Source organism: Acidimicrobiia bacterium (assembly GCA_036271555.1).
In the GTDB taxonomy this organism is placed as follows: domain Bacteria; phylum Actinomycetota; class Acidimicrobiia; order IMCC26256; family PALSA-610; genus DATBAK01.
This window is the reverse complement of record DATBAK010000015.1, coordinates 40,239-62,302: the sequence shown is the minus strand read 5'-3', so window position 1 is coordinate 62,302 and position 22,064 is coordinate 40,239. Positions and strand designations below refer to the sequence as shown.

Annotated in this window: 22 protein-coding genes; all 22 read left to right on the top strand. The window is 71.5% G+C overall.

Going from position 1 to position 22,064, the window contains the following annotated elements:
- Window positions 1–13: 13 nt before the first annotated feature.
- The 22 genes from VH914_05505 (at window position 14) to carB (ending at window position 22,048) form a co-directional block, all read left to right on the top strand.
- Window positions 14–796 carry a prepilin peptidase gene (locus VH914_05505; protein ID HEX4490647.1) on the top strand — a complete coding sequence of 261 codons (783 nt, stop codon included), beginning with the start codon at window positions 14–16 and terminating at the stop codon, window positions 794–796.
- A gap of 293 nt (window positions 797–1,089) precedes the next feature.
- Window positions 1,090–1,311: a helix-turn-helix domain-containing protein gene (locus VH914_05500; GenBank protein HEX4490646.1), complete on the top strand. Its 222-nt coding sequence runs from the start codon at window positions 1,090–1,092 to the stop codon at window positions 1,309–1,311.
- Window positions 1,296–3,050 (top strand): type IV pilus assembly protein PilM, encoded by a 1,755-nt coding sequence (gene pilM, locus VH914_05495; GenBank protein HEX4490645.1) that lies wholly within the window; start codon window positions 1,296–1,298, stop codon window positions 3,048–3,050. Before VH914_05500 ends, pilM begins: the two co-directional genes overlap by 16 nt.
- Window positions 3,047–3,700, top strand: a complete 654-nt coding sequence (gene pilO / locus VH914_05490; GenBank protein ID HEX4490644.1) for a type 4a pilus biogenesis protein PilO — start codon at window positions 3,047–3,049, stop codon at window positions 3,698–3,700. Before pilM ends, pilO begins: the two co-directional genes overlap by 4 nt.
- Window positions 3,700–4,323, top strand: coding sequence for a hypothetical protein (locus VH914_05485; protein HEX4490643.1), 624 nt, complete (start codon window positions 3,700–3,702; stop codon window positions 4,321–4,323). Before pilO ends, VH914_05485 begins: the two co-directional genes overlap by 1 nt.
- A 34-nt stretch (window positions 4,324–4,357) precedes the next feature.
- A complete protein-coding gene (gene aroC, locus VH914_05480; GenBank protein HEX4490642.1) occupies window positions 4,358–5,515 on the top strand; it encodes a chorismate synthase in 1,158 nt (385 codons plus the stop codon).
- Between the two features lie 7 nt (window positions 5,516–5,522).
- A complete protein-coding gene (locus VH914_05475; protein HEX4490641.1) occupies window positions 5,523–6,062 on the top strand; it encodes a shikimate kinase in 540 nt (179 codons plus the stop codon).
- Entirely contained in the window at window positions 6,059–7,135 is a 1,077-nt protein-coding gene (gene aroB, locus VH914_05470) for a 3-dehydroquinate synthase (protein HEX4490640.1), read from the top strand. Before VH914_05475 ends, aroB begins: the two co-directional genes overlap by 4 nt.
- Window positions 7,132–7,575, top strand: coding sequence for a type II 3-dehydroquinate dehydratase (aroQ, locus tag VH914_05465; GenBank protein ID HEX4490639.1), 444 nt, complete (start codon window positions 7,132–7,134; stop codon window positions 7,573–7,575). The genes aroB and aroQ overlap by 4 nt, the downstream gene beginning before the upstream one ends.
- A gap of 2 nt (window positions 7,576–7,577) precedes the next feature.
- A complete protein-coding gene (locus VH914_05460; GenBank protein HEX4490638.1) occupies window positions 7,578–8,681 on the top strand; it encodes a Xaa-Pro peptidase family protein in 1,104 nt (367 codons plus the stop codon).
- 29 nt (window positions 8,682–8,710) lie between these two features.
- Window positions 8,711–9,238 (top strand): elongation factor P, encoded by a 528-nt coding sequence (gene efp, locus VH914_05455; protein HEX4490637.1) that lies wholly within the window; start codon window positions 8,711–8,713, stop codon window positions 9,236–9,238.
- Between the two features lie 7 nt (window positions 9,239–9,245).
- Entirely contained in the window at window positions 9,246–9,638 is a 393-nt protein-coding gene (nusB, locus tag VH914_05450; GenBank protein ID HEX4490636.1) for a transcription antitermination factor NusB, read from the top strand.
- Window positions 9,639–9,645: 7 nt separating this feature from the next.
- Window positions 9,646–9,945 (top strand): ATP-dependent Clp protease adapter ClpS, encoded by a 300-nt coding sequence (gene clpS, locus VH914_05445; protein ID HEX4490635.1) that lies wholly within the window; start codon window positions 9,646–9,648, stop codon window positions 9,943–9,945.
- A 6-nt stretch (window positions 9,946–9,951) separates the two neighbouring features.
- Entirely contained in the window at window positions 9,952–10,461 is a 510-nt protein-coding gene (locus tag VH914_05440) for a DUF2017 family protein (protein HEX4490634.1), read from the top strand.
- 176 nt (window positions 10,462–10,637) lie between these two features.
- Entirely contained in the window at window positions 10,638–11,705 is a 1,068-nt protein-coding gene (locus tag VH914_05435) for a MoxR family ATPase (GenBank protein HEX4490633.1), read from the top strand.
- Window positions 11,702–12,688 carry a DUF58 domain-containing protein gene (locus tag VH914_05430; GenBank protein HEX4490632.1) on the top strand — a complete coding sequence of 329 codons (987 nt, stop codon included), beginning with the start codon at window positions 11,702–11,704 and terminating at the stop codon, window positions 12,686–12,688. The genes VH914_05435 and VH914_05430 overlap by 4 nt, the downstream gene beginning before the upstream one ends.
- A complete protein-coding gene (locus VH914_05425) occupies window positions 12,685–14,535 on the top strand; it encodes a DUF3488 and transglutaminase-like domain-containing protein (protein ID HEX4490631.1) in 1,851 nt (616 codons plus the stop codon). The genes VH914_05430 and VH914_05425 overlap by 4 nt, the downstream gene beginning before the upstream one ends.
- 54 nt (window positions 14,536–14,589) lie before the next feature.
- Window positions 14,590–15,216 carry a bifunctional pyr operon transcriptional regulator/uracil phosphoribosyltransferase PyrR gene (gene pyrR, locus VH914_05420; GenBank protein HEX4490630.1) on the top strand — a complete coding sequence of 209 codons (627 nt, stop codon included), beginning with the start codon at window positions 14,590–14,592 and terminating at the stop codon, window positions 15,214–15,216.
- Window positions 15,213–16,139: an aspartate carbamoyltransferase catalytic subunit gene (locus VH914_05415; protein HEX4490629.1), complete on the top strand. Its 927-nt coding sequence runs from the start codon at window positions 15,213–15,215 to the stop codon at window positions 16,137–16,139. Before pyrR ends, VH914_05415 begins: the two co-directional genes overlap by 4 nt.
- A 198-nt stretch (window positions 16,140–16,337) precedes the next feature.
- Complete coding sequence (locus tag VH914_05410) at window positions 16,338–17,633, top strand: dihydroorotase (protein HEX4490628.1); 1,296 nt, start codon at window positions 16,338–16,340, stop codon at window positions 17,631–17,633.
- A gap of 9 nt (window positions 17,634–17,642) precedes the next feature.
- A complete protein-coding gene (gene carA / locus VH914_05405; protein HEX4490627.1) occupies window positions 17,643–18,734 on the top strand; it encodes a glutamine-hydrolyzing carbamoyl-phosphate synthase small subunit in 1,092 nt (363 codons plus the stop codon).
- The gene (carB, locus tag VH914_05400; protein ID HEX4490626.1) at window positions 18,734–22,048 is read left to right on the top strand and encodes a carbamoyl-phosphate synthase large subunit; all 3,315 of its coding nucleotides are present in this window, start codon (window positions 18,734–18,736) and stop codon (window positions 22,046–22,048) included. The genes carA and carB overlap by 1 nt, the downstream gene beginning before the upstream one ends.
- The last annotated feature ends 16 nt before the right edge of the window (window positions 22,049–22,064 follow it).

The following is a 22,064-nucleotide window of genomic DNA, read 5'->3' as shown; positions in this document are numbered from 1 at the left end:
TACCCTCCGCGGCGTGACCGGGCTGATCGCGGCCATCTGCGGGCTGTTCGGCCTTCTGATCGGCTCGTTCCTGAACGTCGTGATCTGGCGGATCCCGCGCAAGGAATCAGTCGTGGCGCCGCCGTCGCACTGCCCCGGCTGCGGCACGGAGATCGCGCCGCTCGACAACATCCCGGTCGTCTCGTGGATCGTGTTGCGCGGACGCTGCCGTCATTGCCGGACGCGCATCTCGATCCGCTATCCGCTCGTCGAGCTCGCGTGCGGCGGGTTGTTCGTCGCGATCGGGGCGCGCTTCGCGCATTCGTGGGCGTTGCCCGCGTTCCTCGTGCTCGGCGGCGCGCTGCTCGCGATCTCGCTCATCGATCTCGAGCACTACATCATCCCGAACCGCATCGTGTATCCCGTCGGCTTCATGGCCGTGCCGCTGCTCGCGCTCGGCGCGGGCGGCGACGGACATTGGTGGTGGTTCGCGCGCGCGCTCATCGGCGCGTGCGGCGCGTTCGCCGCGCTGTTCGTCATCCACATCGCGTCGCCGCGCGGCATGGGCTTCGGTGACGTACGGCTGTCGTTCCTGCTCGGCCTGTACCTCGGCTATCTGGGCGCGATCGATGTGCCGGTGGGCCTCTTCCTCGGCTTCCTCTACGGCGCCGTGATCGGACTCGTGCTCATGGCGCTCGGCCGTCAGAACCGCAAGCAGCACATCCCGTTCGGCCCGTTCCTCGCGGCCGGGGCGCTCACGATCGTGCTCGTCGGCGGCCCGATCATCGACTGGTACCGAGGCTTCGGCCGAGCCTGAGCTCTCTGGTCGGGCTCGCAAGCTTCGCCCTCCGGACGCCTCAGTGACCACGTCGGACGGGCCGCTCCGCGACCCGCCCGCTCCGGTGGGAACGAGACGAGCGCTCGTCTCCAAAAAACGCGGATCTCCTACTCGCGCGGTCGGTCGCGTGGGCATTGCGACGACCCCGTTGCGGCGCAAGGAAAGCACACGCGTGTCATTCACTCACGGTGAAGTTGAGGTCTAAAGAGCACAATGTCTCAAGGTGAGGCTCTGATTGACGATCGTGATTTTTGAGACTTACTGTGACTGATGTGACACGTGAGGGCTACGTGGTTGGTGAGCATCGCCTGCTGACGGTTCGTGAGGTCGCCGACACCATGCGGGTGTCGAACATGACCGTGTACCGACTCATCCGAGCCGGTGATCTGCCCGCGATCCGAGTCGGCAAGCACTTCCGCATCCGCGAGCACGAGTTGAACGCCTACCTCGACTCGCAGACCGTGCGGGGAGGTGACTCGTGGCCCGCGGCGTGATCGGCCTCGACGTCGGCACCAACGCGGTCACGGTCGCCGAGGTCGTGCCGGGGACACCGCCGCGCCTCGTCGCGTTCGGTCAGGTCGCGCTCGCTCGCGACGTCATGCGCGAAGGCGAGATCGTCGACCCCGAAGGCGTCACCTCCGCGATCGCGCGGCTGCGCACCGAGCTCGGCCTGCGCCGCGCCCGCGTGCGCGTCGGCCTCGCGAGCCCGCGCCTCATCGTGCGCCAGGTCGAGATGCCGGTGATGACCCGCGAGGAGCTCGCGGGCGCGCTGCGCTTCCAGGCTCAAGAGCTCATCCCGATCCCGCTCGACGAGGCCGTCATCGACTTCGCGATCCTCGGGACCGTCGAGAACGACGCCGGCGAGTCCGTGATGCAGGTGCTGCTCGCGGCCGCGCACTCGGCCACCGTCACGCGACTCGTCGATGCGGTCGAGGGCGCGGGCCTCGGAGTCGAGTCGGTCGACCTGGTTCCGCTCGCGCTCATTCGCGCGCTCGGTCACGCGGTCAGTGACAACGGTTCCGGAGCCGAGGGCATCGTCTCGTTCGGCGGTGGCGTCACGTGCGTCGTCGTGCACGAGAACGGCATCCCGCGCTTCGTGCGCGTGCTCGGCAGCGGTGGTCGCGAGCTGACCGACGCGGTCTCGGCCGGTCTCGAGCTGCCGTTCGAGACGGCGGAGTCGGTCAAGCGCCAGGTCGGCAACGTGTCCGACGACGTCGTCGCGCGCGCCCGCCTCGCGCTCGAGCGCCCGCTCGCCGCCGTGCTCGACGAGGTGCGCTCGTCGCTCGACTACTACCGCAACCAGCCCGGTGCCGCGCGGCTGCTGCGCGTCGTCACGACCGGCGGTGGCGCGCTGCTGCCCGGCCTCGTCGACCGCCTCTCGACGCTCGTCGGCCTGCCGGTGCAGATGGCCGAACCGCGCGCGCAGCTCACCGTCGGCGACATCGGCTTCGACGAAGCCGAGCTGCCTCGCCTCGACCCGTACCTTCCGGTCGCCGTCGGTCTCGCCCTGCCCGCGGGTCCGACCGGCGCCGCGATCGACCTGCTGCCGCACGGCACGCGGGGAACGAACGCGCGCACGCGCGCCGTCGCGATGACCGCCGCGGGGCTCGCGGGCCTCGTCGTGCTGCTCGCGATCCCGACGATCGCGCGTCAGCACTCGATCTCGCACGAGCACCATCTGCTCGCCGAGCAGCAAGCGCACAATCTCGAGCTGCAGACCAAGATCGGTCAGCTCGCCGACGCGCAGGCGAAGCAGTCGCAGCTCGACGCGCTGCAGGCGCAGATCACCGGACTGCTGTCGACCGACGTGTCGTGGAGCCGGATGCTGCAGGACATCGCGCGCACGATCCCGAACGACGTGTGGCTCACCAGCTTCCAGGGCACGGTGACGCCGGCGACGGCCGTGACGCCGTCGACTCCGCCCGCGACCGCGTCGTCGACGACGACGGGGTCAGGCCGTCCGGTCACGACCCCGACGACGGCTCCTGCGGTGACGGCGAGCGATCTCAGCGGCACCGTGAACTTCAGCGCGGTCGGCACCGACTACCCCGCGGTCGCGGCGTGGCTCAAGATGATCTCGGAGCTGCCGTCGCTGTCGGACCTCTGGGTGCCGAACATCAGCGAGGCGAAGCTCGGTGACCAGAACGTCGTGAACTTCTCGTCGACCGCGAACCTCACGCCGTCGGCGCGCTCGAACCGGCTCGAGCACTACACCGAGGACACGAAGCGATGAAGTCGCGCGCGGTCATCCTCGGAGTGCTCGCCACGATCGTCGTCGCGATGATCTGGAACCTGCTGATCTTCGCGCCGAAGGGCCGATCGCTGAAGCACGCGAAGGCGGACACGCAGACGGCACAGCAGCTCGGCGCGTCGTTGCAGGCGACGCTCACGCGGCTGCAGGACATCAGCCGCAACGGGCCTGCGATCGCCGCGGAGCTCGACAAGCTCAGCGCGGCCGTGCCCGCGTCGCCCGACCTCGACGGCTTCATCCTCTCGGCGAACCAGATCGCCGACACGTCGGGCATCGACTGGCTGTCGGTGTCGCCATCGGTCGCGCAGGCGGGCACGACGAGCGACGTCTCGGTCATCCCGCTGAGCATCCAGATCAAGGGCGGCTTCTTCCAGGTGCTCGACTACCTCAACCGGCTCGAGGACATGGGGCGCCTCGTCGTCGTCGACGGCATCAGCATCTCGTCGACGGCGACCGCCACCGCGTCGGGGCCGCCCGTGCTCTCGGTCACGCTCACGGCGCGCATGTTCACGCGCGCGGCGCCGCCCGCGCCCGCGGGTTCGACGCCGACCGGTTCGACAGTGAGTCCTTCGACGCCACCGGCGAGCGGCAGCTCGAGCGGCGAGACCTCGACGACTGCGCAGGTGCAGTGATGAACACCGGAGAACGGCGCCGACTGATCGTGCTGTTGTCGATCGCAGGAGTGCTCGTTGTCGGTGCGCTGTTGAAGTTCACCGTGTTCAACGGCGGCGGTGGCAGCTCGAACAATGCGTCGTCGACGCGGACCGAACAGCCGGGAACCGGGTTGACCGGCTCCACCGACGAGACGACGCCGACGAGCGAGGCGTCGCGATCGACGAGCCCGCCCGCGACGTTCGACGTGTTCGCGACGAAGAATCCGTTCGAGCCCGTGATCATCGTGACCCCGCCCGACACGACGCCCTCGACCACGCCGTCGACGACACCGGGCGGTGGCACCACGCCCGGGACGACACCGGGCGGTGGCACCACGCCGACGGGCGCGTCGACCTCGACCACCACGACGCCGAGCGTGAACCCCTCGCCCGGCACGTCCGTCGCGCTGCTCGACGTGTTCCCCGCGGCCGGCGGCGCGAGCCAGGCCAAGGTGCAGGTCGGCTCGACCGTGTACACGGTCGGCGTCGGATCCGTCTTCGCGACGAGCTATCGCGTCGTCAGCCTGAGCGGTCAGTGCGGCCAATTCCTGTTCGGTGACTCGCCCTTCAAGCTCTGCGAGGGCGAAGAAGTCATCAAGTAGGCTGGGCTCTCCACCGCAGGCGCAGAGGAACCTCGTGCTCCGCTTTTTGACCGCGGGTGAATCCCACGGGCCGGCCCTGGTGGTCATCGTCGAGGGCCTGCCCGCGGGCCTCCCCGTCCTCATCGACGACATCGGCGCCGAGCTCGCGCGCCGGCGCCTCGGCTACGGCCGCGGCCCGCGCATGCGCTTCGAGCGCGACGAGCTCGAGTTCCTCGGCGGTGTCCGTCACGGCCGCACGCTCGGCTCGCCGGTCGCGATCGAGATCCACAACTCGGAGTGGGCCACGGGGAAGTGGAACGACGAGATGTCGGCCGCGCCCGGCGCGACCGAGAAGCCGTTGACGCAGCCGCGCCCGGGCCACGCCGATCTCGCGGGCATGCAGAAGTACGGCTTCCGCGACGCGCGCGACGTGCTCGAGCGCGCCAGCGCGCGCGAGACCGCGGCGCGCGTCGCGGCGGGTGCGCTCGCGAAGCTTCTGCTCACGCAGATGGGCATCGACGTGCTGTCACACGTCGTCGAGCTCGGTGGTGTGCGTGTCGCGGCCGACGTGCGACCGAAGCCGGGCGATCTCGAACAGGTCGACGCGTCCGAGGTGCGGTGCTTCGATCCCGCGACCGAGGCCGCGATGATCGACGCGATCAAGGCCGCGGCGCGCGACGGCGACTCGCTCGGTGGTGTAGTCGAGGTCGTCGGCTACGGCGTCCCGCCGGGGCTCGGTTCGCACGTGCACTACGACCGCCGCATCGACGGCTTGCTCGCGGGCGCGCTGATGAGCATCCAGGCGATGAAGGCGGTCGAGATCGGCGACGGCTTCGAAGTCGCGCAACGTCGAGGCAGCGAAGCGCACGACGCGATCACGTGGAACGAGGCCGAGGGCTACCAGCGCGAGTCGCATCGCGCGGGCGGGGTCGAGGGCGGCATGACGACCGGCGCGCCGGTGATCGCGCGGGTCGCGATGAAGCCGCTCGCGACGTTGAACCGACCGACGCTGAAGACCGTGGATGTCGAGACGAAGGAAGCGACGGTCTCGTTCAAGGAGCGGACCGACGTCACCGCGGTGCCCGCCGCGGGCGTCGTCGCAGAGACGATGGTCGCGCTCGTGCTCGCGTCCGAGGCGCTGCGCAAGTTCGGTGGCGACTCGGTACCCGAGTTGCTCGCGAACCACGCGCACTACATCGCGAACCTGTCGTGAGTCGGTCGTGAGCGAGGAGCGAGCGCGGCACCTCGTGCTCGTCGGCATGATGGGCGCAGGGAAGTCGACGGTGGGAAAGCGGTGCGCGAACCAACTCGACCGCGCGTTCGTCGACACCGACGAGATCGTGGCCACGGTCGGCGGTGCGTCGGTGGCGCAGATCTTCTCGCGCGACGGCGAGGCCGCATTCCGTGCGTTGGAGCGCACCGCGGTGGCCGACGCGTGCGCATCGCCCGTGCCCGCGGTCATCGCGGTCGGCGGGGGCGCGGTGCTCGACGCCGACAATCGACACCGCTTGCGCGGCGCGGGATTCGTCGTGTGGTTGCACGCGCCCGTCGAGCAGCTCGTGCGCCACGTCGGCGACGGCCGGACCCGCCCGCTGCTCGCGGGAGACAAGCAGGGAACGCTGCGCCGGCTCGACGCGCTGCGCCGGCCCGCCTACGAAGCCGCCGCGCACGCGACCGTCGACACCGGCGGCCTCTCGCTCGCAGAATCAGCCGACGCGGTGCTCGCCGCGTTCGCGGCGACCGTGGAGCGCGCGTCGTGAGGCGCGTGCCGGTCGAGCTCGGCGCGCGCTCGTACGACGTCGTCGTCGGCGAGGGCGCGATCGCCGAGCTGAGCGCCGTGCTCGCAGGTCGCAAGCGCGCGGTGGTCGTCACGCAGGACGCGATCCGCGCCCACGCGGCACGCGTCGAAGCCGCGCTGGATGCGGCGGGCATCGTGCACACCGCGCTCACGATCGGCGACGGCGAGGAGCACAAGACGCTCGCGACGATCGCCGAGCTCGCGAGCGCGTGCGCGGCCTGGGGCCTGCTGCGCGGCGACGCGGTCGTGGCGGTCGGCGGCGGCATCGTCGGCGATGTCGCGGGCTTCCTCGCGGCGTCGTACGCGCGCGGGATCGCAGTCGTGCACGTGCCGACGTCGTTGCTCGCGATGGTCGACGCGTCGATCGGCGGCAAGACCGGCGTCAACCTGCCCGAGGGCAAGAACCTCGTCGGTGCGTTCCATCAGCCCCTCGCGGTGCTCGCGGATCCCACGGTTCTCGCGACGCTCCCCGAGCGTGAGTTCCGCTGCGGCCTCGCGGAGGTCGTCAAATACGCCCTGAGCGACGACGTCGAGCTGCTGTCGGTGCTCGACGGCAGCCGCGCCGAGATTCTGAAACGCGATCCCGATGTGCTCGGAGACGTCGTCGCGCAGTGCGCGACCGACAAGGCGCGCGTCGTCGCTCGCGACGAGCTGGAGCAGACGGGCGAGCGCGCCGTCCTCAACTATGGCCACACGCTCGGCCACGCGCTCGAGACTGCGGGCGGCCATGTGCTGCTGCACGGTGAGGCGGTCGCGATCGGCATGGTGTTCGCGGTGCGTCTCGCGTCGGTGCTCGAGCGGGTCGACGCGTCGAAGGTCGACCTGACCGTGGACCTGTTGCAGCACTATGGCCTGCCGACCGAGGCGCTCGGTCTCAACGTGTCCGTCGATGACGTGCTCACGCTCATGCGCCGGGACAAGAAGGCCGATGGAGGACTCACGTTCATGCTGCCCGGGCCGCACGGCATCGAACGCGTCGACGATCCCGACCCCACGGCCGTGGCCAAGGCCCTCGCGCAGGTGGGACTGACATGAGCACGATTCTCCTGTTGAGCGGTCCGAACCTGAACCTGCTCGGCGATCGCGAGCCCGAGGTGTACGGCACGACGACGCTCGCGGAGCTCGTCGAGGACGCGCGCATCGAGGCGAAGGCCTACGGCCACGACGTCGAGCACGCACAGTCGAACCACGAGGGCGAGCTCATCGACGCGATCCACGGCGCGCGCGGCCGCTGCGCGGCGATCGTGTTCAACCCCGGCGCGTTCACGCACTACGCGTACGCGCTCGCCGACGCGCTCGCGGCATACGAGGGCGTCGTCGTCGAGCTGCACCTGTCGAACCCGCACGCACGCGAGCCCTGGAGGCACACGAGCGTGATCGCCCCCGTCGCCACCGGCACGATCGCCGGCTTCGGCGGCGCGGGCTACCGCCTCGCGATCCGCGCGGTCGCCGAGAAACTGGAGGAGACGTCGTGACGATGACGACTGGCCTCGCGCCGTTGCAGACCGCGGGCCGAATCGACCGCCTGCGCGAGCACTTCGGCGAGCTGGAGGTCGACGCGCTCCTCGTGACGCGCCTGCCCAACATCCGCTATCTCACGGGCTTCACCGGCTCGGCCGCGCTGTTGCTCGTGCTGCCGTCGGGCGCGACGTTCGTGACCGACGGTCGCTACGGCGAGCAGTCGCGCACGCAGCTCGCCGCCGCGGGCGTCGACGCGCAGGTCGAGGTCCGCATCACCGCGTCCGAGCAGCGCGCGGCGCTCGCCCACGCCGCGAATGGCGTCCGGCGCCTCGGGCTCGAGGACAACGGAGTCACGTGGGCGCAGCAGCGCGAGCTCGCCGCCGCGTTCGCGCCGATCGACCTCGTTCCCGCGGGTGCGGTCGTCGAAGAGCTGCGGCGGGTGAAGGACGACGGCGAGGTCGATCGCATCGCGGCCGCGTGCGCGATCGCCGACGACGCGTTCGTGTCGCTGCTGCCGCGCCTCGCAGACCGGCCGACCGAGCGCGAGTTCGCGCTCGCGCTCGAGTTCGCGATGCGCGAGCGCGGCGCGACGCACATGAGCTTCGATCCGATCATCGCCGCGGGACCCAACGGCGCGATGCCGCACTCGCGGCCGTCGGACCGTCCGATCGAACGCGGTGAGCTGGTCGTGTGCGACTTCGGTTGCATCGTCGACGGCTACTGCTCCGACATGACGCGCACCGTGAGCGTCGGCGATCCCGGTGCCGACGCCCGCCGGCTCTACGACCTCGTGCTCGCGAGCCAGCAGGCAGGGCGCGACGCGGTCGCGTCCGGCGTGGGTTGCGTCGACGTCGACCGGGTGTGTCGCGACGTGATCTCCGACGCCGGATACGGCGAGGCGTTCTCGCACGGCACCGGCCACGGCGTGGGCCTGGAGATCCACGAAGCACCGCGTGTGGCCGCATCGGCAGCTGGTACCTTGCTCGTCGGCGACGTCGTGACCGTCGAGCCCGGTGTGTACCTGCCGGGCGTGGGCGGCGTCCGCATCGAGGACACCGTCGTCGTCACCGCGACGGGCTCGCGGCCCCTGACGCACACCCCGAAGGATCTCGTCCTGTGAGCATCTCCACGAACGACCTGAAGACGGGCATGGCGCTGAACCTGCCGGAAGGCCTCGTGACCGTCGTCGACTTCCAGCACGTGAAGCCGGGCAAGGGCGGCGCGTTCGTGCGCACGAAGCTCAAGAACGTGCGCACCGGCGCGGTGATCGACCGCACCTACCGCGCCGACGAGAAGCTCGGCCTCGCGACCATCGACAAGCGCGACATGCAGTTCCTCTACCGAGAGGCGGAGGAGTACGTCTTCATGGACAACGAGACGTACGACCAGATGCACGTCACGCCGGTCACGCTCGGCGACGCGGTGAACTACCTGAAGGAAGGCGACAGCGTCGTCCTGCCGATGTACAACGGCGAGATCGTCGGCGTGGATCTGCCGGCGGCGGTGGTCCTCGAGGTGAGTGAGACGGAGCCCGGCATCCAGGGCGACCGCGTGTCGGGCGCGCGCAAGCCCGCGACGCTCGAGACGGGCCTCGTCGTGCAGGTGCCACTCTTCGTCGAGACCGGCGAGAAGATCAAGGTCGACACCCGCACGGGTGACTATCTCGCCCGCGCCTGAGCGCACTGTGCCGACGCGACGCGAAGCGAGGGAGCGGGCGCTCGGCCTGGTGTACGAGGCCGAGATGCGCGGCATCGACGTGGGCGCCGTCATCGGCGAACAGCTCGTGTTGCCGGACGACTACGCGTGCTACCTCGTCGAAGGCGTTGCCGAGCACGGCGACGAGATCGACGCGTTGCTGCGCAAGTACTCCGAGCACTGGGCGCTCGAGCGCATGCCCGTCGTCGACCGCACGTTGCTGCGGCTGTCGACGTTCGAGCTCGGCTGGGTCCGCGAAGTGCCGGCCGCCGCGGTGATCGCGGAGGCGGTCGAGCTCGCCAAGCAGTACTCGACGCGCGACTCGGGACGGTTCGTGAACGGCTTGCTCGGACGGATTGCCGAGCAGCTGCGCGGCGTGTGACCACCTGATGGTGCGCGCGACGACGATTCCGCAACGCGTCGACGAGCCGATCATCGAGGAAGTCGTCGTTCCCGATGTGCCGTGGATCGCGCTCGTGTGGAACGACCCGGTGAATCTGATGTCGTACGTCGTGTACGTGTTCCAGAAGCTGTTCGGCTATTCGCGCGAGAAGGCGACGCGGCTCATGCTCCAGGTGCACCAGGAGGGCAAGGCGGTCGTGTCGAGCGGGACGCGCGAGAAGATCGAAGCCGACGTCGCGCGCCTCCACGGCCACGGTCTCTGGGCGACGATGCAGAAGGATTCGTAGGGCGGCGTGGCCCGCTACCACTGGGTGCACCGCGACCGCGGTGGGCGGATCGTCGTGCGGCTCGAGCCGATCGAGGCCGAGACGCTGGTCGCGATCGCGGCCGATCTCCGCACGGTGCTCGAAGAGGGGAACGCGGACGACCCGGTCGCGCAGCGCCTCTTCCCGCGGGCCTACCTCGATCCCACCGAGGAAACCGCCGAGACGCAGTGGGAGGCGCTCGTCCACCCGGACCTGCTGCGGTCGCGCCTCGACGCGCTCGCCGCGCTCACGGACTCGTTGCGGTCGGCCGAGCCGAATCGCAAGGGGCTGCTCGAGATCGAGCTCGACGAGGAGCGCCAGGGCCAGTGGCTCGGTGTGCTGAACGACGCCCGGCTCGCGCTCGGGACCGCCCTCGACATCAAAGAGGAGACGGAGCTCGAGCACTACGACGCCGACGACCCCCAGCGCGGGCCGTTCCTGCTGTACCACGCGCTCACCGCGCTGCAAGGCGAGCTCATCGACGCGTTGCTTTCTTGAGTCGGGCTCGCAAGCGTCGCCCTCCTCGACGCCTCAGGCGCCGGTCGAGGCCGCGCCGCTCGCTCCGCTCGCGCGCTCAGGCGGGAACCGTTGCCCGCGATTCCGCCAAGCCTGTGGAACCGCGCCCCGCGCTGCTGCTCGGAGGCGGTCGAATGGCCCGTAGCATGGCGGCAGCCATGCAGACCTCACCGAGCAGCCCGGCCGAACGCGGGGACCCGGCGGCCGCCGGCGACTCGGGCGCGGCCGACGCCGCGGCGCTCGGCGGCGCGGTGGTGCCGGTCGGCCTGCACCCGGTCGCCAACGGCGAGGGCGCGCGCGCCGCGCTTCGCGTCGCGTCGGCCCTGTTCACGACGGTCTCGGCCGCGGTGCGCGGCAAAGACGAAGCGGTGCGCCTCGCGCTCGTCGCACTCCTGTCGGGCAGCCACCTCCTCGTCGAGGACGTGCCCGGCACCGGAAAGACGCTGCTCGGCAAGAGCCTCGCGGCCGCGATCGGCGGCAAGTTCGGCCGCGTGCAGTGCACACCCGACCTCTTGCCGTCCGATCTCACCGGGACGTCCGTGTACTCGCCGGCGACCGGCAACTGGGACTTCCGGTCGGGCCCGGTGTTCGCGAACGTCGTGCTCGTCGACGAGATCAACCGCGCGTCGCCGCGCACGCAGGCCGCGCTGCTCGAGCCGATGGAAGAGCGCCAGGTGACCGTCGACGGCGCGACCCACGCGCTGCCCGATCCCTGCTTCATGATCGCGACGCAGAACCCGCTCGGCACGACCGGCACGTTCCCGCTGCCCGAGAGCCAGCTCGACCGCTTCGGTGTCGTGCTCACGATGGGGTTGCCCGGTCGCGACGCCGAGCGCGAGATCCTCACCGGCGCGGGCGGCGCGAGCGTGCTGCCGTCGATCGACGCGGTCACGACGCCGATGGAGTTGCGCGTCGTGATCGCGGGCGTGCGCGAGCTCTACTGCGCGCCACCGGTGCTCGAGTACGTGCTCGACGCCGCGGCCGCGGTGCGCGCGCACCCCGACGTCGTGCTCGGCGCGTCGCCGCGCGCGACGCTCGCGATGTTCCACGCCGCACAGGCGCACGCGACGATCTGCCGCCGTCACTACGTCGTGCCCGACGACGTGCAGGCGGTGGCCCCCGCGGTGCTCGCGCACCGGCTCGTGTTCGGCGCCGGCGTCGACGTCGCCGCGGGTACCGCGACCGTGCGCGAAGTCCTCGACGCGTTGCCCGTTCCGCGTCCGTGAGTCCGGCGCCCGCGCCGACACCGACACCGACATCTCCGCGCGCGCCGCGCGTCGTCGAGGAGCGCCGGCCACCGGGCGAGATGACCGCCGCCGGGCTCGGGATGCTGCTGCTCGGCGTCTACTCGCTCGCGCAGGGTGCGCAGGGCGAGCACGACGGGCTGGTCGCGGTCGGTGCGTTCGCGTTCGCGGTCGTCATCGTCGGCATCGTGTGGCCGATCTTCGCGTTGCGGCGCGTCGACGTGTCGGTGACGGGCCCGCGCGACGCGACCGTCGGCGATCGCATCACGTTGCCGATCACCTTGGCGGGGCGCGTCTCCCGGCTCGAGGTGCGCCTGCTCGACCCGCCGGGGGAGTGGCGACGCACGGTCGCACCGGGTCGCGGCGAGCTCGTGCACATCGCCGCGCGCCGCGGTGTGTTCAGAGTCGTGCGCGTCGAGATACGCGGCGGTGGTCCGCTCGGCATCTTCCTGCGCCGGCGCACGCTCTGGTCGCGGCTGCCGGTGCCGGTCACCGTCGGCCCCCGTCCGCTGCCGATGCGCTACGAGCCGCAGGCGTTGCCGACCGGCTCCGCACTCTCGGTCGCGGCCGCGCCGGGCGCGCCGGGCGGCGACGCCGTGCGCGCGGTGCGGCCGTACGCGCCCGGTGACGCGGCGCGTCTCGTCCACTGGCCCACGAGCGCGCGCCTCGGCACGCTCGCGATCCGCGAGCTCGAGCCGCCCGCGATCATCGGCGTCGCGATCGTGGTCGATGGTCGCGGCACCGAGCTCGAACCCGAGATGGCCGCGAGCCGCGCCGCGGGTTTGGGCCGCGCCGCGCTCCGCGGCGGCGCGCACGTGCTGTTGCTGACCTGCGAGCAGGGCGGTCCGGTGGTCGCGCCGGTGACGAGCCCGCTCGAGCTCGGGCGCCGGCTCGCGCGCGTGGTGCCCGGCGAGCCGCCCGAGCCGCCGATCGGGTGGCCGGCCGTCCGGATCGACGGCCGATGAGCGGCCGGGTCGTGTCGCCGCGCTCCACGTGGGGCTGGGTCGCCGGCGCGTGCGCGGCGTCGCTCGGAACCGCGGGCGCGCTCGCGGCCAGCGGCACCGGGCACAACGCGTACGCGGGCGCGGCGCTCGGCATCGTCGCCGCGCTGCTCGCCGTCCTCGCGCTTCCTTCGTTGCCGACCCGCTCGACGGCCGCGGTGATCCTCGCGCTCGGCGGTGTCGTCGTCGTCCGTCACGTCCGTCGCCCCGGCGCCGGGCTGTTGCTCGTCGGCGTGTGGGCGTTTGCGACGCTCGTCGCGCTCGTGCTCATCGATCGCGCCGATCTCGACGACCGCCCGCGCCTCAGTGGCGGCTCGCCGGTCCCGATGCTCGGACGCGACGTGCTCGCCGCGACGTCGATCCTCGCGATCGTCGTGCTCATCGTCGGGGCGCTGCTCGCCCCCGCGCTCGGTCGCCGGCCTGCGCCGCGCATCGGCGGCGGCGACCTGCCCCGGTACGTGAGCAACGGCGACGGCGGCACCGTGCTCGAACCGAGTGGCTCGCTCGACACGACGCAACGACCGCACCTCGGCGACGACGTCGTGATGACCGTCACCGCGTCGCGGCCCGAGTTCTGGCGGGGCCAGACGTTCGACCACTGGAACGGCAGCGCGTGGACGCAGACCACCGCGGGTCTCGATCCCGGGCCGCTGCAGAGCTTCGGCAACGTCGCGACCGTCCTGCGTCCGGACGGCGTGCCGCCGACGACGAGTGGCCGCCTATTGTCGCAGACCTTCCACATCGAGGCCACGTACGACCGCGTGCTGTTCGCGGCCGCGGAGCCGGTGCAGGTCGAGGTGCCGCGCGTGCCGATCGAGCGCGCCGATCAGACGCTGTTCACGGCCGACCCGTTGGGCCAGGGCTCGAGCTACCGCGTCGTGAGCCGCGTGCCAGACGCGACCGCGGCGACGCTGCGCGCGTCGGACGCGCAATCCGTCCCGAGCTCGATCGCCGACCTCTACGCGCAGTCGCCGATCGCGACGCACCGCGTACGTCTCCTCGCGGAGCGGATCACGCGCGACGCGCCGACGACCTTCGACAAGGTGCGCGCGCTCGAGTCGTGGATGGGCGCGCATCTCCAGTACTCGCTGAACGCGCCGGTCGCGAAGCCGAACGTCGACGTCGTCGACGACTTCCTCTTCAAGGTGCGGAAGGGTTGGTGCGAGCAGATCTCGAGCAGCCTCGTCGTGATGCTGCGCGTGCTCGGCATCCCGGCGCGCGAGGCGACCGGGTTCGTGCCCGGCGAGGCGAGCCGCCTCACCAACGAGTGGGTCGTGCGCGCGAAGGACGCGCACGCGTGGGCCGAGGTCTACTTCCCGGGAGTCGGGTGGCAGGCCTTCGACCCGACGGCACACGTCGCGCTCGCCGGCGACGCGAAGGCGAGCGAGTCGCTCTGGGGTTGGATCGGTCACCACCTCGTCGACTTCGGGTTCCTCGTCCTCCTCGCCGGTCTCGTGCTCGGCGCGGTGGAGGCGCTGCGCCGGCTCGCCTCGACCGGGCGCGCGCGCCGCAACCGCTCGTGGGCCGCGCGCCTGCTCGAGCAGCTCGACCGGTTGGGTGCAGGCGCCGGTCGCGCCCGCCTCGGGAGTGAGACTGCGACCGCGTACGCGCGCGTCGTCGCGTATCTACTGCGCGACGCGACGGTCGCCGGTGTCGGCGCCGCGATCGACGCCGACGCGTATTCGCAGGCCGGCATCGGCGCCGCGGCGCGCGCGGAAGCGGAGTCGGCATTGGCCGGTGCGACCGCACGGGCCCGCCCGCAGAAGCGTCCGCACCTCCCGCGATCCGCGCCCCGGGCGGCAGGCGTGTAGTACCGTCGTCGCTACCGTCACCGGGATCCCGAGAGGTCCCTACGGAAGGAAACCATGGCGCGAGACGCGGCCCCGCAGGGGCTCAGGATCGAAGACGACGCGGCCCCGAGCGAGGGTCGCGTTCTTGCGTTCCGGGCCGGTGTGTTCGACGCCGAGGCGCTGCGGCGGGCGCTCACGCGCATCGCGCACGAGATCGTGGAGCGCAACCAGGGCGCGCGCGACGTCGTCCTCGTCGGCATGTGGACGCGCGGCGTGATGCTCGCCCGTCGCCTCGCGCAGGTGATCGAACGTCTCGAGGGCGTCGAGGTCCCCGTCGGGACGCTGGACCCGTCGTTCTTCCGGGACGACATCGGCCTGCGCGCGGTGCAGCCGCTCGGTCCGACCGAGGTGCCCGACGTGCGGGGCAAGGTCGTCGTGCTCGTCGACGACGTCCTCTATACGGGCCGCACCGTCCGCGCCGCGCTCGACGCGCTCATCGACCTCGGCCGGCCCGGGAGCATCCAGCTCGCGGTCCTCGTCGACCGGGGCCACCGCGAGCTGCCGATCCGCGCCGACTTCGTCGGCAAGAACCTGCCGACCAAGTCGCTCGAGGACGTTCGGGTCGCGCTCGAGGAGATCGACGGCGGCGCCGACGCGGTCGAGATCTGGGGTCCGACGGACGACGGAGGAGGGGCGGCGTGAAGCACCTGCTGGCAGTCGACGACCTCGGGGGCCGTGCCGGGATCGAGGAGGTCCTCGATCTCTCGGAGTCGTTCCTCGAAGTGACGCAGCGCGAGATCCCGAAGGTGCCCGCGCTGCGCGGCAAGACCGTCGTCACGCTCTTCTACGAGGACTCGACGCGCACCCGCATCTCGTTCGAGACCGCGGCGCGCCGGCTCTCGGCCGACACGATGAACTTCAGCGTGTCGACGTCGTCGGTGCGTAAAGGCGAGAGCCTGCTCGACACCGTGCACACGATCGAGTCGATGGGGGTCGACGCGATCGTCGTGCGCCACGGCAGCGCGGGCGCGCCGCAGTGCCTCGCGCGGTCGGTCGACGCGTCGGTCATCAACGCGGGCGACGGTCGCCATGAGCACCCGACCCAGGCGCTGCTCGACGCGTTCACGTTGCGTCGCCATCGCGGTCCGTCGCTCGACGGGTGCCGGGTCGCGATCGTCGGCGACATCCGCGACTCGCGGGTCGCGCGGTCGGGGGCGCGCGTGTGGGCGGAGCTCGGCTGTGAGGTCACGCTCGTCGGGCCCCCGACCCTGTTGCCCGAGTCGCTCGCGGGTTGGCCGGCGGTCGCGACGAGCGATCTCGACTCGGTGCTCGAGCAGACCGACGTCGTCTATCTCCTGCGCATCCAGCACGAGCGGCTCGTCGCGGGTGCGTGCCCGTCGACGCGCGAGTACCGCAGCCGCTGGGGCCTCACCGACGCGCGCGCGGCGCGCCTCAAGCCCGACACGCTCGTGATGCACCCGGGCCCGATGAACCGCGGCGTCGAGATCGCCGACGAGGTTGCGGACTCGGCGCGCTCGCTCGTCACCGAGCAGGTCGCCAACGGAGTGGCAGTCCGCATGGCCGTGCTCTATTCCATCCTCGGCTCGGGAGGCCCTGTTGTCTGAGTTTCCGGGTCGGGCTCGCAAGCTCGCCCTCCTCGACGCCTCAGCTACCGAGTCGGGCGGCCCGCTCTGCGACCCGCCCGTTCTGGCGGGACCGAGCGGTGCTTGTGGTCGGGCTCGCAAGCTCGCCCTCCTCGACGCCTCAGCTACCGACCGAGGCCGCGCCGCTCGCTTCGCATGCGCGCTCTTGCGGGAGCGATCGTGAGCGCGGTGATCATCCGCGGCGGGCGGGTGATCGACGAGCGCGGCGAGCGCGCGGCCGACGTGCTCGTGCGCGACGGCATGATCGCCGAGGTCGGCCCGAAGCTCGATGCGCCCGCCGGCGCGACCATGCTCGACGCCGACGGCGCGGTCGTCGCGCCCGGCCTCGTCGACATCCAGGTGCACTTCCGTGAACCCGGCCGCGAGGACAGCGAGACGGTCGACACCGGCGCGCGCGGTGCTGCGCTCGGCGGGTTCACCGCGGTCGTCTGCATGCCGAACACGAACCCGCCGCTCGACGACGCCGCGGTCGTCCAGGCCGTGCTCGAGCGCGGTCGGCTCGCGCCGTGCGACGTGCACGTCGCGGGCTGCATCACGCGCGGCCGTCAAGGCAAGGAGCTTGCGCCGCTCGGCGAGATGCACGACCTCGGCGTGCGCGTGTTCACCGACGACGGCGACTGTGTCGCGGACGCGGCGGTCATGCGGCGGGCGCTGGAGTACAGCACCGCGCTGCCCGGCGCGGTGATCGCGCAACACGCCGAAGATCCCGCGCTCGTTGCCGGCGGCCACATGCACGAGGGGGAGTGGTCGAGCCGGCTCGGCATCCCCGGTCGTCCGGCGGAGGCCGAGATCACCATCGTGGCCCGCGACCTCGTGCTCGCCGAGCGCGCCGGCGCGCGATACCACGTGCTGCACATGTCGACCGCGGGCGCAGCCGCGCTCGTGCGCGACGCCAAGGCGCGCGGTGTGCGCGTCACCGCCGAGGTGTCGCCGCAGCACCTCACCCTCACCGACGCGGCGTGCGCGGGGTTCGACCCGGTCTTCAAGATGAACCCGCCGCTGCGCGCGCAATCCGACGTCGACGCGCTCACCGCCGCAGTGGTCGACGGCACGATCGACGCGATCGCGACCGACCACGCGCCGCACGCGCCGGAGACGAAGGCGGTGCCGTTCGAAGAGGCGCCGCCCGGGATGCTCGGCACGGAGACCGCGCTCGCGGTCGCGATCACACAACTGGTCGAGACCGGCAAGCTGCCGCTCGCGTCGGTGCTCGCGCTGTTGTCGTGGCAGCCCGCGCGCGTCGCGGGCCTCGCCGAGCACGGCGGCCCGATCGTCGCCGGGCGCCCCGCGCACCTCTGCGTGATCGATCCGTCGGCGACCTGGATCGTCGACGCGCAGAGCCTCGCGAGCCGCTCGCGGAACTCGCCGTTCGACGGCTGGAAGCTCACCGGCCGGGTACGCCACACGATCTGCCGTGGCGAACCGGTCGTCATCGACGGAACGATGGAGAGGTAGACCCGAGAGATGGCTCGAGAAGCGGCGCAGCTGGTGCTGGCCGACGGCGAGGTGTTCGAAGGTTGGGCCGTGGGCGCGCGCCCGCCGGACGGTGTCGTCGCGGGCGAGGTCGTGTTCAACACCGCGATGGCCGGCTACCAGGAGATCATCACCGACCCGTCGTACGCGGGCCAGATCGTCACGTTCACGTATCCGCACATCGGCAACTACGGCGTGAACGCCGACGACGACGAGCACGACGCGCCCTTCCTGCGCGGGATCATCGTGCGCGACCTCGCGCGCCGGCCGTCGAATTGGCGCGCGACCGATTCGCTCGACGCGTACCTCGCGCGCCACGGTGTCAGCGCGATCGCGGGCATCGACACTCGCCGGCTCACACGTCACATCCGCGATGCCGGTGCGATCCCGGGCGCGTTCGGCACCGCCGACGAAGAGGCGTTGCTCAGCGCCGCACGCGCCGACGGTGGCACCGACGGCCGCGACCTCGCGAACGAGGTGACGACGCGCCAGCCGTACGTGGTCGGTCCGACCGACGCGCGGTTCTCCGTCGTCGCGTACGACTTCGGGATCAAGGCGTCGATCCTGCGCCGGCTCGTGCTCACCGGGTGCCAGGTCGAGGTCGTCCCCGCGTCCACGACCGCGGAAGCGGTTCTCGGGCGCGAGCCCGACGGCGTGTTCCTCTCGAACGGTCCCGGCGATCCCGCGGCCGTGAAGGGCGCGATCGATCAGGTCGGAGCACTGCTCGGCGAGGTGCCGGTGTTCGGCATCTGCCTCGGACACCAGATCATGTCGCTCGCGCTCGGCGCGCGGACGTTCAAGCTGCCGTTCGGGCATCACGGCGCGAACCATCCGGTGCGACGCGTCGCCGACGACCAGGTCGAGATCACGAGCCAGAACCACAACTACGCGGTCGACGGCGCGTCGCTCCCGGAAGGCACGGTCGTCACGCACCTCAATCTCAACGACGGCGACATCGAAGGCGTCGCCACGCCCGACCGGCGCTGCTTCTCCGTGCAGTACCACCCCGAAGCCGGACCCGGTCCGCACGACGCGCGCTACCTCTTCGGCGAGTTCCTCGACCTCATGGAGCGGGCCGGCTGATGCCCCGTCGCGACGACCTGCACACGATCCTGCTCATCGGCAGCGGCCCGATCGTCATCGGCCAGGCCTGCGAGTTCGACTACTCCGGCACCCAGGCCTGCCGCGTGCTGCGCGACGAAGGCTTCCGCGTCGTGCTCGTGAACTCGAACCCCGCGACGATCATGACCGACCCCGAGTTCGCCGATGCGACGTACGTCGAGCCGCTCGACGTCGAGACCTTGCGCCGGATCATCGAGATCGAACGGCCCGACGCGCTGCTCCCGACGCTCGGCGGTCAGACCGCGCTGAACCTCACGGTCGCGCTGCACGACGCGGGTGTGCTCGAGGAGTTCGGTGTCGAGCTCATCGGCGCGCGCATCGACGCGATCGAGACCGCCGAGGACCGCAGCCAGTTCAAGACCGCGATGATCGAGATCGGGCTGTCGGTGCCCGAGTCGGGGATCGCGTACACGCTCGACGAAGCGCTCGAGGTCGCCGAGCGCGTCGGCTTCCCGCTCATCGTGCGCCCGTCGTTCATCCTCGGCGGGGGCGGCACCGGCATCGCGCACGACGCCGAGGAGTTCGAGGCGATCGCGAAGCACGGCCTCGCCACGAGCCCGGTGTCCGAGATCCTCATCGAGCAGTCGGTGGAGGGTTGGAAGGAGTACGAGCTCGAGGTCATGCGCGACCACGCCGACAACGTGGTCGTCGTCTGCTCGATCGAGAACGTCGATGCAATGGGCGTGCACACCGGTGACTCGATCACGGTCGCGCCCGCGCAGACGCTCACCGACGTCGAGTACCAGACGATGCGTGACGCCGCGTTCGCGTGCATCCGCCGCATCGGCGTCGACACCGGCGGCTCCAACATCCAGTTCGCGGTGAATCCGGCGAACGGCGACATGATCGTCATCGAGATGAACCCGCGTGTCTCGCGCAGCTCCGCGCTCGCGAGCAAGGCGACCGGGTTCCCGATCGCGAAGATCGCGGCGAAGCTCGCCGTCGGGTACACGCTCGACGAGGTCCGCAACGACATCACGCGCGAGACGCCCGCGAGCTTCGAGCCCGCGATCGACTACGTGGTCACGAAGGTGCCGCGCTGGGCGTTCGAGAAGCTGCCGGGCGCGTCGCCGGTGCTCGGCACGATGATGCAGTCGGTCGGCGAGGTGATGGCGATCGGCCGCACGTTTCCCGAGTCGCTGCAGAAGGCGCTGCGCTCGCTCGAGACCGGTCGGTTCGGGCTCAACTGCGATCCCGCGGAGGTCGCGCTCGAGTCGATGGAGCTCGAGGAGCTCGTGCGCGCCGCGGCCGCGCCGACACCGGAGCGGCTGTTCCAGGTCGGCACCGCGCTCCGCCGCGGCACGACGATCGAGCGGCTGCACGAGGTCACCGGCATCGACCCGTGGTTTCTCGAGCAGATGCTGCAGCTCATCGAGGCGCGCGCGTCGTTCGCGCGCATCGGTCTCGACGGCATGACCCCGCGCGCGTGGCGCGAGGCGAAGCAGCTCGGCTTCTCCGACGGTCAGCTCGCGTACATGTGGGGGGTCGACGAGAGCGCCGTGCGCGACGCGCGCCGGGAGGCCGGCGTGCGGGTCACGTACAAGACGGTCGACACCTGCGCGGCCGAGTTCGCGGCGCGCACGCCGTACCACTACGGCACCTACGAGGACGAGGACGAGGTCGCGCCGCTCGACCGGCCCGCGGTCGTGATCCTCGGGAGCGGTCCGAACCGCATCGGTCAAGGCGTCGAGTTCGACTACTGCTGCGTGCACGCGGCGTTCGCGCTGTCCGATGCCGGCTACGAGACCGTGATGTTGAACTGCAACCCCGAGACCGTGTCGACCGACTACGACACGAGCGACCGGCTCTTCTTCGAGCCCCTCACCGCCGAGGACGTGATCGCGGTGTGCGACTCGCTCACGACCGCGGCGACGGCGAACGGCCGCGTGGAGGGCGTGATCGTGAGCCTCGGCGGCCAGACCCCGCTGAAGCTCTCGGGTCTGCTCGAAGCCGCAGGTCATCGCGTGCTCGGCACCAGCCCCGCGTCGATCGACCTCGCCGAGGACCGCGACCGCTTCAACAAGCTCTGCGAGCGGCTCGATATCCCGCAGCCGCCCGGCGGCGTCGCGTTCACGCCCGACGAGGCGGTCGCGATCGCCGACGGCATCGGCTACCCGGTGCTGGTGCGGCCGTCGTACGTGCTCGGTGGCCGCGCGATGGAGATCGTCTACGACGACACGGAGCTCCGGCGCGCGATGGGCGCGCTCGCGGCGACGGGCAGTCTCGGTCGCGAGGGCGGGCTGTCGGCGGAACGCCCCGCGCTCGTGGACCGCTTCCTCGAAGACGCGATCGAGGTCGACGTCGACGCGCTGCGCGACCGCGCCGGCGCCGTGCTCATCGGCGGGATCATGGAGCACATCGAGGAAGCGGGTGTGCACTCGGGCGACTCCGCGTGCGCGATCCCGCCGCCGACGCTCGCCGCCGACGTGCTCGCGACGATCGAGGCGCACACGCGCGCGCTCGCCGACGCGCTCGACGTGGTCGGCCTGCTCAACGTGCAGTACGCGGTGCGCGACGGGCACGTGTGGATCATCGAGGCGAACCCGCGCGCGAGCCGTACCGTGCCGTTCGTCAGCAAGGCCACCGGCGTGCCGCTCGCGAAGATCGCGGCGCGGGTCATGGTCGGCGCGTCGCTCGCGGAGCTGCGGGAATCGGGCGCGCTGCCCGAGCCCGCGGCGGGTGGGCACGTCGCGGTGAAGGAAGCGGTGCTGCCCTTCGGACGCTTCCCGCAGGTCGACGCGGTGCTCGGTCCGGAGATGCGCTCGACCGGCGAGGTGATGGGCATCGACCGCTCGTTCGGGCTCGCGTTCGCGAAGAGTCAGGCCGCGGCGGGCAACCGGCTGCCCGAGGGCGGCACGCTGTTCCTGTCGGTCGCCGATCGCGACAAACGGCAGGGACTGCTCGCGGCGCGCCGCTTCGCGGAGCTCGGTTTCTCGATCGCCGCGACCGCCGGCACCGCGGAGATGCTCGAGCAGAACGGCGTGCCCGTGTCGACGGTCGTCGCGAAGGTGGGGGAGGCGGTGGGTGTCGACGCGGTCGATCTCATCGCGTCGGGCAAGGTCGATCTCGTGATCAACACGCCGCGCGGCCGGGGTCCCCGCGCCGATGGCGCGCACATCCGCCGCGCGTCGCTCGAGCACGGGGTCGCGTGTGTGACGACGGTCGCCGCCGGGCTCGCGGCCGCGCAGGGGATCGCGGCGGGCGTCGCGCGCCGGCCCGAGGCGCGCTCGTTGCAGGAGTACCACCGCGACGGGCAACTCGGCCTCGGTCTATGAGGTCGGGCTCGCAAGC